Source organism: Shewanella sp. MBTL60-007, from assembly GCF_019654915.1.
In the GTDB taxonomy this organism is placed as follows: domain Bacteria; phylum Pseudomonadota; class Gammaproteobacteria; order Enterobacterales; family Shewanellaceae; genus Shewanella.
Map to the genome: position 1 here is coordinate 1 of NZ_BPET01000087.1, position 12851 is coordinate 12851.

The window sequence follows — 12851 nt, forward strand, 5'->3', positions numbered from 1 at the left end:
CGTTTTCGAGTGATAAATACAAGCAAGCCGACATAAATAGCCGGCTTGTGATGATGCTTATTGTATTAATGATGAAGCGCATAGCGCTAACAATCCAATATTAGTTATTTAATACGTGGTTGTAGCGCTCAAAGGCAGCGTCAAGATCGGCGATTAAGTCATCGACGTTCTCAAGGCCAATATGCAAGCGAATAAGTGGTTTTTTGCTGTCCCAATGGGTTGCCGTTCGCAGTTTATCGATACCAAACACCCCTAAAATCAAGCTTTCAAATCCGCCCCAAGAGAAGCCCATCTTGAAGTGCTGCATATTTTCCACAAAGGCTGTAACTGATTTGATGTCACCTTGTTTGAGCACAAATGAGAACAAGCCGTTGGAGCCACTAAAATCACGTTTAAAAAACTCATGACCAGGGCAAGAGTCGAAAGCAGGGTGGCGCAAGTGATCGACTTCTGATCGGCTATTTAGCCAGTTGGCGACTTTAAGTGCATTTTGTTCATGTTGGGCTAAACGAATCCCCAAGGTTCTTAGGCCGCGGCTAGCAAGGTAAACATCATCGGGAGAGGTACACTGGCCGAGTAGGTAGCTATTTTCTCGCAATTGTTCCCAATGCTTTTCGTTTGCAGTTGCTGTGCCCATCATCACATCGGAGTGTCCTACAATGTACTTGGTCGCCGCTTGAATTGAAATGTCGACGCCCATTTCAAAAGGGCGACTATTAATTGGTGATGCCCAAGTATTGTCGAGCATCACAACGATGCCATGCTGGTGGGCGATGCGACTCAAGGTTGGTACATCTTGCACTTCCATGGTGATAGAGCCTGGAGACTCCAAGAACAGCACCTTAGTGTTTGGCTGAATCAAGGCTTCAATACCGTCACCTATCATTGGGTCGTAATAGGTGGTTTCGATACCGTAGCCTGCCAGCAATTTATTACATAGATCGCGAGTGGGTTCATAGGCGCTATCGACCATCAACAAGTGGTCTCCTGCTTTTAAAAATGACAACAGACTGTTACTGATGGCTGCGCTGCCCGATGGGTAGAGGGCGGTGCCTACACCACCTTCTAGCTCGGCTATGGCCGCTTGAAAAGCAAAATGAGTCGGGCCGCCGCGGCGACCATAGAACATCTCGCCATTAGCCTTGTTCTTTGCGGCAAAGCGCATATCTTCTATGGTATCGAACACCATGGTGGAAGCGCGGTAAATGGGTGGGTTGATGACTCCTTGTGTCCATTTCTTATCGCGACCAAGACTGACTATTTGAGTTTCTTTTTTCATCGGGCGAATTCCATCAGTTTTTGTTTTTAGCCATCTTAACATCTAAACGGCTAAAAAAAAGTGTCTATAAGAATAAGTGTCTATATTTTCATGATCCTTTTGTATTGCTTTCTGTATTGATTGACTAAGCTGTTTTCTACGCCATATTTGGTCTCATCTCATATTTACGACAGACTCTCTTTGCTCAATGGCAATCTAATTTTTATCTCAACACCAGTGATCTCACCAGACTTTTGCTGAACATTGCTAGCGCTTATCTGGCCTTGATGGAACTGACAGATCAATCGAGCGATATATAACCCTAGCCCTAAATGGGGCTTTTCTTGCGCTTTTTGCGGACGTACAGACACCATGGATTCAAAAATTTGCTCGGCCATATTTTCAGGGAGGGCGGGCCCTAGATTACTGACGCATAGCTCGGCAAATTTGTTTTTTACTTTTAGTGAAACATGGATTGGGCTCTGTTCATGACTAAACTCTAATGCGTTAGCAATAAGTTTATCCATTAGTTGGGCGATATATTCTGGCACGCCAACAATGGGCGTTTCTTCGTTGATGATCTCTAGGCTGAATGTCTGATCCGGATAGGTCATTTGATAGCCTTGCATGCAACCGCTGATGACTCTCTCCAATGGGAACACGGTTTTTTCAGCATGAGATAGGCTCTCCTCTAGGCGAGTTGCCTCGCTCATATTATTGAGGATCATGTTGAGGCGGTTAACCCCTTCTTGTGCCCGGTCAACATATTTTCGAGTGTCAGGGTTAAGCTCCTGCAACCCAAGATGCTCTAATGATGATCGTACCACGGCAACAGGTGTTCTAAGCTCGTGAGATAAGCGTGATGACATATTCTCTAAATAATGAGTGTATTGACTCAAGCGGCTGACAATACTGGCAAAGCTACGAGACAAATCACCAATCTCATCGCGGACTTTTGAGCCTTGAATTTCATTCTTTATTCGCCCTTGGCTATCGATGGCTTGCTCGGCCTCATCACGTAGTTTTCGGATACGACTAGAGATATTAGAGGCAAAGAAAAATAACGCCAAAGTGCCCATACTCATAATGGTTAAAATGACATTAAACAGTTTTTCTAAGGCTTTGTTTCTGAGGGTGCGAATACCATGGGTGGTCTCCTCAGCGATAACAACACCCATAACTTTGTCATCGATCCAGATAGGACTGGCAGCTGCAAGTACCACAGCTTTGTTGTCAGGGGTGAGTCGCCAGGTGGAGCCTTGCTCACCATTGAGTGCCTTAGAGATATGGCTACCTTGCAGTACTGTCGAGTCTTGTAAGGAGTCGATGAAGTCTTTGGCTGGTGTGGTGAGGATTTTATAATAAAGCGGATGTAGGTATTTTCGCTTAAATTGCTCCCAAGTAGAGTTACTCTCTTTCTCTATGGTTGAACGAGACCAAACACTGTTATCGGAGCGAATATCACCGGATTTTGCCAGTACACGACCGTGTTTATCTACCACCCAAATGCGTGAGCTATTATGGCTCATACCTTTAATGATGCTTTCAATTTCTGGTGATGGCACCAGTACAGTGCCTAGTTTGCTGACATCATCAATAGCCGACGTGCCAACAACGGCATCCAAGGTACGGCTATTTTTATCGTTGACGTCATAAACGGCAAAGCCTAGCTTACTGCCCACCATATTAAGCGGGATCCGAACTTCGACATTGTAACCTTGTTCGGTCTTAGTCCATTTACCTTGAATTTTGACCTCTGGTGTTACTGGCTTCGTAAGACTGGGATCTTCTGGTAGCTCGAAGGCGCTAATCCAACCGTCCTGAGTGGTGGCGATAATATAACGGCGAAACATGCCATCGGGAGCGAGCGTCGCAATAGCGATGTGGTCGTTTCTATCTATGCTGAGGCTGTTTCTACCGCGGTAGATCACATGGGGATCGTTGACTTCGAAGAAGGCATAAAGGTATCCCGCGTATTTTCCCACCATATGGGTAAAGCTAACTGCGAGGGGCTGGTTTTCATCGCGTTTATAGATCTGGTAGTCGTTGCCATAATTCAGCGCCCGGTGGCGGTAACTGCTCCAGTCAGACAGCTTGCCATCGAGCTGAATAGGACCCGAAAGGGGGTAGGCATACAGATCGCGGCCTTTTTCGACCTGAGTCAAGAAGCTCGCTTGGCTGTCAAATAGTTTAGGTCGCTCGTGAAGCGCCGTTGCTAATGCCTGTGTTGTGCCCTCTAAGGTTTTTTCTTGGCCGTGGCGCAGGTATTTCTCCATCTCCCACACGTACTGATACCCAAGCCAGGGCAGGCAGAGTAGAAACAGAGATAACACTGCGACTTTAGTGCGCAGACCTATGGGCAAATTAAACATGGATGAATGCTGTACCTAATTAATAACCTAAATGAACTTAGCTACGTGGCGCTGTAAAGCGCCACTTTGAAAATAAAAGAGAATTAACTGTGTGAATCCCAGCGATAACCCATGCCGTAGACGGTATCGATACAGTTAAAGTTGGGATCTTGGGCGATAAATTTCTTCCGAATTCGCTTTACATGGGAGGTAATGGTCGAGTCATCAACGAATATTTTTGCTTCTTGCATTAACTCTTGGCGTTGACGCACATGCCCTGGGCGTTTCGCCAGCGCATGCACCATCCAAAACTCGGTTACCGTCAGTTCAATCTGTATGCCACTCCAGCAAACTCGCATACGATTAACATCTATGGTGAGCAGACCGTGCTCGATAATATGGCTATCATCGCTGCCGACATTTTTAAGATCGGAACGTCTAAATAGTGCAGCAAGTCTGGCGATAAGGTGGGGAAAGCTCACATCCTTACTCAAGTAATCATCTGCCCCGAGGCGAAGACCACAAACCGTATCAAAGTCACTATCACGGGCGGTTAAGAAAATAATTGGTAGAGTGCTCGACATGGCTCGTAATGATTGACATAGAGTAAAGCCACCATCGATCTCATTTTCTAAACCGATATCGATAATCGCCAGATCCGGTAGACGTGTATTAAACGCCTGCATGGCTTCGGGCCTATTGGCATAGGCTTGTACGCAGTAACCTTGTTGCTGCAACACCTCTTTATAATTTTCTCTGATCGCAGCTTCATCTTCTACTATGGCAATTCGTTTCATGACTTCTTGTATTTGGCGTTAACTGTCTAATTGATTGTGACTATACAGGAAAATAATCGCGTTTAAAGATGTGAGCTGCGATTGCCATTTTGTTGCCACAATTGATATTCAATTTGCCACTTTTACTCCCCTTAAAAGCCATTTCACTGCGGTTTAATAGCTCCATCGAATAGATACAACTTCTTAAACCAAATTATGGCGATTAACCCCGCCAATTAAATAGCGATATAAAAGGGAACTACATATGAAAAAGCAACTTATCTCTAGTTTAGTTATCGGCGCCTTAGTGTTTTCGACTCACGCCTCTGCGGAGCAGGTTGTTGAATCTGATCGCAGTCATAATGAAGAATTAATTGGCCTAAGTTCGGGCATTGTTGTTGGGGCGATAGTCGGTGGACCAGTTGGTGCAATCATCGGCGGATTTACTGGCACCTTATTAGGTAAGTCTGTCGGAGACGATGATGAATTGAAAACCCAAAAAGCCATGTTAACCGAGCGAGAGCAAGAGCTTGTCGAGTTAAATCAACAAAAGCAGTCGCTAGTTGAGTTATCAGATCAATATGAGCAGGCGCAGCAACAATTGACCACATTAAAGATGGCACAAGAGCAAAAGTTAACCGAATTGGCACTGGGGCTTAATGTGCAATTTAAAACGGGTTCATCTGTTATCGAACCGCATTTCCAACAACAGCTTAACGATATCGCCTATGCCATGTCGTTATCGCCTGAGCTAACTCTGGACCTTACCGGTTATGCTGACCGCCGTGGAGATGGTGATTATAACCAAGCTTTGTCTGAGCAGCGGGTCGCTGAAGTTAAAAACTATCTAGTTGAGCAGGGCGTTGCCGAAGAGCGTCTAAATAATCAGGCTTTTGGTGACTCCTCGCCATTGATGGCTGAGCAAAGCTTTGAGAACGACTTTTTCGATCGACGAGTGACACTGAAACTGCAAAACCAAAACAGTGCACTAGCTGCTAATGCGACTAAGTAGTAGCTAGAAAGAGAACATCAAGAGGAGTAACAGATGACTGTGTATTTATCAAAGCTAAGTCATCGCCAAGGAGGCCCCCGTTTGGGGGCTCTAATGGCAGCTAAAATCAACATGAAAGTGATGATGTTATCGATTTTTTGTTTGCTGTTACCAATGAATACAATGGCGATGATAGCGACAGAAACCTTTTCAATTGATGACGTTAAGCAGGGGAGCCTAGTGTTTGAGAACGCTCAAGGAGAGACAGCGTTGGCTCTACCAATGCAAACCGAGGTCAGTATGCAGGTTTCCGGTTGGATCAATCGTGTTTCTGTGCGCCACGAATTTAAAAACAATAGCAGTGACTGGGTTAATGGCGACTATCTATTCCCCTTACCTAATGAAGCGGCTGTTGATCAACTTAAGCTTCATATTGGCGATAGGGTGATAGAGGGACAAATTCAACCTAAAGCCAAGGCAAAGGCGATATTTGAACAAGCAAAAGCTCAGGGAAAAAAGGCCAGTTTACTTGAGCAAAGAAGGCCCAATATCTTTAGTACGAAAGTGGCTAATCTCGCCCCTAATGAATTACTGATTGTGGAGCTGACCTATCAAGAAACTTTGGATTATCGTGACGGAGAGTTTAGTCTTCGCTTTCCTATGGTAGTGGCACCAAGGTACGCGCCAGAGCAAACTGCTAGTGTTTATAACGTAACAGCTAACGAAGCAAGAGCCCTAAGTGATGAGATAGGTCGTAGCACTAAGCCTGCTGAATATGCCAAGTATTACGCAAAACAAGAGCAAAGCTCATTTAATATTCACAATCAAGTTTCTGCTCTACGCCTAATATCTGAGGCAGGAAGAGTCTACCAGCGAGGCAATAACAATCGAATCAACTTGAAAGTGACTTTTGATAGCGCAATGCCCATTGAACAGATCCGCAGTCCCTATCACCAGATTAATGTGGATGTGGCGGAAGATGGCGGCGCGTTAGTCTGCTTACAAGGGGATGCAATTGCGAATAGAGACTTCGTTTTGAGTTGGCAGCCTATTCAAGGTAGTGAGCCTACTGCAGCGGTGTTTTCTCAGGTAGGCAAAACACATGGCACTCATATTCCCTCGGTTTCTACGGAGTTGAACCTTACTCCCTCAAACTTAGCTCCATCAAAATCGACAGCTGAGCAGTCATCAGATATGGCAATGCCAGTACGACCTGCAAGTGACAAATATGCCCTAGTGATGCTGATACCACCTCAAGGGGCGACTCAGCACGATTTAGTGATCCCAAGGGAGTTGATCTTAGTCATTGACACCTCTGGTTCTATGTCTGGTGATGCCATTATACAAGCCAAAGCAGCCCTCAAATATGCTTTAGCAGGGTTAAGGCCTCAAGATAGCTTTAATATTTTGCAGTTTAATTCTGAGGTTGAAAAATGGTCCGATAGGGCTGTGCACGCAACGGCGGTTAACCTAGGGCGAGCCCAAAATTATATTAATCGTTTGCAGGCTAATGGTGGCACCGAGATGTCGATGGCGCTCAATTCGGCGCTAAATATCGAAACTGGCATTGATAATAAAGAGCATGCTCCAAACAGGCTGCGTCAAGTGTTGTTTATTACCGATGGTGCGGTTGCGAATGAGGCGATGTTATTTGAGCAAATTGAGGCACAACTCGGTGAAAGTCGTTTGTTTACCATTGGGATAGGCGCCGCACCCAATGCCCACTTTATGCAAAGGGCTGCGCAATTAGGTCGCGGTACGTTTACCTATATTGGTAAGCTAGATGAGGTTAATCATAAAGTGGTGAGCCTACTTGAGAAGATAGAAAAGCCTCAGGTAACGGATGTGGATCTTAGGTTTAGCGATGGTAGCGTGCCAGATTATTGGCCTGTACGCATTCCCGATCTTTATGCCGATGAACCTCTATTGGTGGCCGTTAAGTTACCTAGCTATGTCAGTAATGACTTGTTAATTCAAGGTCAGTTAGCGGGGCAGTTTTGGCAGCGCAGATTATCCGTTAATGCCACTGAGCAAGCCAAAGGTTTAGATCTAGTTTGGGCTCGAAAGCAGATAGCGGCACTGGAACTAAGCAAACAGGGAGCCAATCGAGAGCGTGTTGAAAAACAGATCACCGCTATCGCAATGAACTTTCACATCATGAGTGCCTATACCAGTTTGGTGGCGGTAGATTTAACCCCTTCAAAGCCACAAGGTGTTGAGGCTAAGCTAGCCAAGGTGATGCAGCATTTGCCTAGAGGTTGGCAAGGCTCCCTACAAACTTTGCCCCAAACTGGTACTAATAGTTACGTGTTTATTATTTTTGGCTCGGTATTACTGCTACTTGCAGTGCTCTACCGGCTGTCCTTTCGTCGTCCAGAGATTAGTGAGGAAGGGCGGTGATAGGTTTTAGCGGTCAAAACATGAACTCACACCCTCGAACGGGGGGCGGTAATGGCCTCTGCCGGCGCTTCCATCGATACTTCCCCTGGCTGTTATTAGCTATGGGAGTGCTTTTACTTACTCAAGGAGGATATATGCAAGCTAAAGCACATTTTGCCCAGTTTCTTATTCAGCAAGCTTGGCAAAAAACACTCGAAGATCGTAAACCCCATAAACCTTGGTCGTGGGCCGACACCCATCCCGTTGCTAAGTTGGAGTTTTTATCGACGACTACAAGTCAGGGAGGGCGACAATTACATGATAGAGATAATAGTGACAGTCTTTATGTCCTCTCGGGGGCAACGGGTCGAAACTTGGCCTTCGGTCCGGCATTAATGTTATCAAGTTCAGAATTTGATGACCAAGGTAATACGGTTATCGCTGGTCATAGAGATACTCACTTTGCTAGGCTTAACGGCATTAAAGTCGGACAGTTAATCCAGGTGCAAAGCGTTTCGGGTAAACGCAATTTATACCGAGTATTTGCAACGCAAGTGACCCATGAGTCAGATATGAGTGTGGTTCAAGACAGGGGAGAAAAGGAGTTAACCTTAGTGACTTGCTATCCATTTGGGGCCAATTTTTCCGGTGGCCCACTGCGGTTTGTGGTTAAGGCAGAACCTATTTAAGATTAACGACCTGCTTTTTGATAAAGTAGGTCGCTATTTCTATGACCAATTAGGGCTGAATGAAACCCACATGAACTCGAAATGACGTTTAACGTATTATTGGCATGACACGGTTTCGACCAAGGTGTTTTGCTTGATACAACTGGGTGTCGGCGCGATCAATTAACGAACCATGGCTATCGTTGACTCGATACTCGGCCACTCCAAAAGACGCGCTGATGTTGTTTATGGTTTCGCCTTTACGTCTATCTTTTAAGGTGAGTTTTTCTAAACTGCGGCGCATAGACTCAGCCAGTTGACGCGCACGTCTTAACTGGCTCTTAGGTACGATAAGCGCAAACTCTTCTCCACCAAAGCGATAAAGCTTGGTGCCGTCTTTACAGGCTTCAGTTAATCGTTTGGTAACTGCTTTTAGTACTTGATCTCCTAGCTGGTGGCCATAGGTGTCGTTAAATACCTTAAAGTGATCGATATCGGCGATGATCAGGCAGAGTCCTTGTGGCTGCTGCTCCAAGATCCCCTTAAGATCACTATCAAATGCACGGCGATTCAGTGAGCCAGTTAATGCGTCATAGTGCATATCATGCTCTGACTGTTTTAACTGTTCTTTTAGTGCATCAATTTCAGATTGCGCCTTAGCTAACTGGGCCGAAAAGTGCTGAGCACTGACGCGGATCTCATTGGAGTCTCGAACAAGGCCTTTAACAACGGCTAATACTTCTTCAATACTAAAGCCTTCATTTTCAATTTTATTTAGCTTGTCGTAATTATTACTTATCTTGTGGTGAAACTGGCTAGCATCGAGATTGGTATCTTTGAGTGACTGCGACAACTCTGTGACCATAGCATCGAGGTTAAGGCGCATATCGATCACATTTATAGCAGCAGGCTCAGCTAAGTACTCTCTATATAGGCGCTCACTATAGCTGGGAGGGCAAGTGTTATATTGGCCAACAATTTCATCTAAATGTTGATTGAGTTTAGGGCTTTTTTCGTCGACATAGGCATACCATAATGCGTAGTTTGTTGGCGTAGTAGGGATTTGGTGCTTTAGCATCAGAGGAATGGCTTTCTTTAACTTTAGTGCCGATTCCTTTAGCAGTGGATTAGCCATTGCAGTGCCTTAATTGCGTATGAGTTTTTGATTTTATTGTTTGCATGCAATGTGTTGGTGACACCATTGTGCATCTTACTGGCTCATTCTATTATGTTTTTTGCCTATACAGAACTTGAAAAAGCTTACGTAGAGCAATAAAACAGCAGATGAAATTAATTATGAATTATGAGCCGGTCATAATTCAGACTAAACAAGGAGCTATTGCTTAAATTGTCCATTAAATCAAAAGCTTCCAAATGAATTATTTGGAAGCAGCCGCTCTAAAATTGGTAACTGACTGAAAGCATAGGGCCGATAAAGCTGTAATAGATGTTATAATCGGCAATCTTGATATCAGCAGCGCTAATAGTAGAGGTGTATTCAACATCAACTTCATAATAGTTAAAGGCTGCGGTCATATGCCAGTTCTCACTGATAGCGGCTTCGACCCCCATTCGTACATCAACTAAACCACCTTTTATATCGTCTAACTTAATATAAAAATACTGGGCATGGCCATTAAGCTTAAAACCTGGGTAAAACTCATATGAGCCATATATACCAACATCGGGTAGCGGGGCGGAGAGTTTCTCGTCGACGACCTTAGGGATCTCAACCGTATCGGGGCAACGGGTTTCAGTGGTGACATCGCAGATCCCTATATCACCTTTAAATGCCGTTTTAATAAACATTGCATGTAAACCGACAGAAACACCAACATCGTAGTTATGGCCTTGCCAGATATCGTAACCATAGCCAACTCGCATAATATCGATATTAAGAGTGCTATCTAACGAAATTCCAGATTTGATATCGTAAGTGGTTTCATCCCAAGTAAATTGAAACGGTTTTTCAACTGACTGTACCAAGGCGTTGCGATGTAGTTGTTTCCAATCGACGTATAAAGTATGGCGATCGTTAAAATGGTGGGAAAATTCGAAAAAAGGTAAAAATTGAGACTCTTCTAATTTGAGATCAGACTCAAAATCCAAAGTGAACTCATTACCTAATATTGGATCATTAACATCTATGGTTGAGTCGGTATTAGCATAAAAACCACCGATACGGATAACGGTGCTGTTATCTGCATAAGCTAAAGGGCTTAGGGTCAAAGCCATTATGGCGGCGCAGCGAATGATGAAACTTTTAATCATTAAAAGTTACTCCGTCTCTCTTATTTTTATTCTTATTTTTTTTAGCCTAAATACATAGCGCTTTTATTTTTCGACCTTAAGCATAACAGGATTCTTATTTATGTGAATAATTTGTTTCAAAAAGTGTGCTGTTAGTTTGATTTAATGCAATATCACTGTGTTCCATATTGTTAAGTTTGGCTGTATCGGTAATTTTGACTTGGTAAATAGGTGAGTAAACAGAGAGAGCAGAAACAAGCTGTTAGAGTTGGTAGCAAGATTAGTTACTTAAATTAACGAAAGCTCCTTGATTGTAGCGGTCATTGCGTCTTGGGTTAGCTGGGGATAATACGGGGGAGGCGCCTAGGTTTAGTCTCGCTCTAGGCGCAAAAATAATAGAGGGAAGTACTGCTAACTATCAGAAAAGTTTAGGTAATAATATAAGAGCCCAGCTTAATCCGCAAAATGCTAGGCTCATAAATACGGCTGCAGAAGCGATATCTTTCGCTTGACCGCTCAAGGGGTGGTGCTCACTGCTAATTCTATCGACAACAGCTTCGATCGCTGAATTTAACAGCTCGACAATCAACACTAAAAATAAGCCTAACAGGAGTAAAACGCGTTCTACCGTCGTCACATCCACCAAAAGTGCGATAGGCAGCATAATTGCCGCTAACATCAACTCTTGCCTAAACGCCGCTTCATGCTGCCATGCCAATTTTAGGCCCTGCATTGAAAATCCTGTGGCCCTGATTATGCGCTTTATTCCGTGATTATTAGCAGGTTTCATAGCATTCCAAAATAGTATTCATAATAGTGTTTTCACGTGGATGATAATCATCCGATAACAATATCTTTAGCTAGATGACTAAAAATTTGTCACGGAGTATATCATGTTCCTTTTTTGATTTAATTCAAAATGCCCAACCTATTGTTTGTGGCTATTAACTCGTCTATGACCTTGAATGTAGCCAGTTACAGTCATTCCGACTAGACTTAAGCGTCTGCGAGTTAGATCTATTGACGATAGAGCATATGCACAGGATGTGCGGAACCAAACAAGGAGTAAGGTATATGTTATCGAGACAGTTCATCGGATTTTTATTCTGGTTACTTTTGGCTTACCTTGGCAGCATCGACAGAATTTACGCCGAAGAGCTTCATGATAAAAGCCCTGATAAACCCTCTATTCAGTTAGCCTCAACGTTGCAAAAGCCTGTGGCCGATATTACCGAATATCTAGTCAGTGAAAAGCTTGATGGTGTAAGAGGTTATTGGGATGGCAAATCGATGTACAGTCGTTCCGGCCGAGAAATAGCTGTGCCAGCTTGGTTTGTTAAAGATTTTCCTAACTATCCGTTAGATGGCGAGCTATGGATTAAACGAGGAGCATTCGAGCAAGTATCAGCGATAGTCAGAAAATCCCAAGCGAGTAAGGCTGAGTGGCAAACGGTCAAATTTATGGTGTTTGATTTGCCTAACGAGGCTAGCGTTTTTGAATTACGTTACCGTAAGGCGCTCAAGGAATTAAGCCATATTAGCCCATACTTAAAGGTCATCACCCAATATCAGCTTGAAAATTACCACGTACTTGATACTGACTTGCAAGAGGTGATTGCCAAAGGCGGGGAAGGGCTCATGTTGCATAAGAAAAGTGCCTTTTATAAAGCGGGTCGCAGTAACGATATCGTTAAAGTAAAGCCTTTTTATGATGCCGAAGCAAAGGTCATTGGTTATACGCAAGGTAAGGGGCGCTTTAGTGGCATGATGGGAGCATTGGTGGTTAAAAATGACCAGGGAGTAATATTTAACTTAGGAACGGGGTTCACGTTAGCTCAAAGGCAAAGCCCGCCAAGAATTGGCAGCTTAGTGACCTATAAATACTACGGGTTGACGCAAAAAGGTACACCGAGGTTTGCAAGTTTTTTGCGAGTAAGGCAAGCACAGTAATCTAACACACAATAAAAAGTCAGGCTCAATAATATTTGAACCTGACTTTTGCAATGTAAGTTGTGTTAAAGCACTTGAAGAACGTCTTCCATAGCAAGGCGCTGAGGAATCCCCTAATGATTTTGATAAAAATCATAAATTTAAGGTAGATGCACATCTTGTCATGTGATCAAATGGTTCTGAGAAAAATCAATAACCAGACAACAAGATGTGCGAACTCGATATTTT

General features: G+C 43.9%; 10 protein-coding genes. 4 read left to right on the forward strand and 6 right to left on the reverse strand.

Annotated elements, in window-relative coordinates; genetic code table 11:
* Positions 1-100: 100 nt before the first annotated feature.
* The 3 genes from K5Q92_RS22365 to pdsR form a co-directional block, all read right to left on the reverse strand.
* On the reverse strand, positions 101-1279 hold the full coding sequence (locus K5Q92_RS22365; protein ID WP_220771061.1) for a cystathionine beta-lyase: 1179 nt from the start codon (positions 1277-1279) through the stop codon (positions 101-103).
* 164 nt (positions 1280-1443) lie between these two features.
* Entirely contained in the window at positions 1444-3630 is a 2187-nt protein-coding gene (gene pdsS, locus K5Q92_RS22370; RefSeq protein WP_220771062.1) for a proteobacterial dedicated sortase system histidine kinase, read from the reverse strand.
* Positions 3631-3713: 83 nt separating this feature from the next.
* Positions 3714-4406, reverse strand: a complete 693-nt coding sequence (gene pdsR / locus K5Q92_RS22375) for a proteobacterial dedicated sortase system response regulator (protein WP_220771063.1) — start codon at positions 4404-4406, stop codon at positions 3714-3716.
* 244 nt (positions 4407-4650) lie between these two features.
* Here pdsR and pdsO point away from each other — a divergent pair, with 244 nt between their 5' ends.
* The 3 genes from pdsO (at position 4651) to K5Q92_RS22390 (ending at position 8444) form a co-directional block, all read left to right on the forward strand.
* Positions 4651-5397 (forward strand): sortase-associated OmpA-like protein PdsO, encoded by a 747-nt coding sequence (gene pdsO / locus K5Q92_RS22380; protein ID WP_220771064.1) that lies wholly within the window; start codon positions 4651-4653, stop codon positions 5395-5397.
* 93 nt (positions 5398-5490) lie between these two features.
* The gene (locus tag K5Q92_RS22385) at positions 5491-7776 is read left to right on the forward strand and encodes a marine proteobacterial sortase target protein (protein ID WP_259649672.1); all 2286 of its coding nucleotides are present in this window, start codon (positions 5491-5493) and stop codon (positions 7774-7776) included.
* A 101-nt stretch (positions 7777-7877) separates the two neighbouring features.
* A complete protein-coding gene (locus K5Q92_RS22390; protein WP_259649673.1) occupies positions 7878-8444 on the forward strand; it encodes a class GN sortase in 567 nt (188 codons plus the stop codon).
* An 88-nt stretch (positions 8445-8532) separates the two neighbouring features.
* Here the strand turns inward: K5Q92_RS22390 and K5Q92_RS22395 are convergent, their stop codons facing one another.
* From K5Q92_RS22395 to K5Q92_RS22405, 3 genes are all read right to left on the reverse strand, one after another.
* A complete protein-coding gene (locus K5Q92_RS22395; protein WP_220771066.1) occupies positions 8533-9558 on the reverse strand; it encodes a GGDEF domain-containing protein in 1026 nt (341 codons plus the stop codon).
* A 263-nt stretch (positions 9559-9821) separates the two neighbouring features.
* Positions 9822-10694, reverse strand: a complete 873-nt coding sequence (locus tag K5Q92_RS22400) for a hypothetical protein (RefSeq protein ID WP_220771067.1) — start codon at positions 10692-10694, stop codon at positions 9822-9824.
* Positions 10695-11091: 397 nt separating this feature from the next.
* On the reverse strand, positions 11092-11463 hold the full coding sequence (locus K5Q92_RS22405) for a diacylglycerol kinase (RefSeq protein ID WP_220771068.1): 372 nt from the start codon (positions 11461-11463) through the stop codon (positions 11092-11094).
* A 284-nt stretch (positions 11464-11747) separates the two neighbouring features.
* On the opposite strand from K5Q92_RS22405, the gene K5Q92_RS22410 reads away from it, so the two are divergent.
* Entirely contained in the window at positions 11748-12623 is an 876-nt protein-coding gene (locus K5Q92_RS22410) for a DNA ligase (RefSeq protein WP_220771069.1), read from the forward strand.
* Positions 12624-12851 lie beyond the last annotated feature (228 nt).

Coding starts and splice junctions, on each gene's coding strand:
- K5Q92_RS22385 (WP_259649672.1), top strand. CDS start 5,491: ATGGCAGCTAAAATCAACATGAAAGTGATGATGTTATCGATTTTTTGT.
- pdsO (WP_220771064.1), top strand. CDS start 4,651: ATGAAAAAGCAACTTATCTCTAGTTTAGTTATCGGCGCCTTAGTGTTT.
- K5Q92_RS22405 (WP_220771068.1), bottom strand. CDS start 11,463: ATGAAACCTGCTAATAATCACGGAATAAAGCGCATAATCAGGGCCACA.
- pdsS (WP_220771062.1), bottom strand. CDS start 3,630: ATGTTTAATTTGCCCATAGGTCTGCGCACTAAAGTCGCAGTGTTATCT.
- K5Q92_RS22365 (WP_220771061.1), bottom strand. CDS start 1,279: ATGAAAAAAGAAACTCAAATAGTCAGTCTTGGTCGCGATAAGAAATGG.
- K5Q92_RS22390 (WP_259649673.1), top strand. CDS start 7,878: ATGGGAGTGCTTTTACTTACTCAAGGAGGATATATGCAAGCTAAAGCA.
- K5Q92_RS22410 (WP_220771069.1), top strand. CDS start 11,748: ATGTTATCGAGACAGTTCATCGGATTTTTATTCTGGTTACTTTTGGCT.
- K5Q92_RS22400 (WP_220771067.1), bottom strand. CDS start 10,694: ATGATTAAAAGTTTCATCATTCGCTGCGCCGCCATAATGGCTTTGACC.
- pdsR (WP_220771063.1), bottom strand. CDS start 4,406: ATGAAACGAATTGCCATAGTAGAAGATGAAGCTGCGATCAGAGAAAAT.
- K5Q92_RS22395 (WP_220771066.1), bottom strand. CDS start 9,558: ATGGCTAATCCACTGCTAAAGGAATCGGCACTAAAGTTAAAGAAAGCC.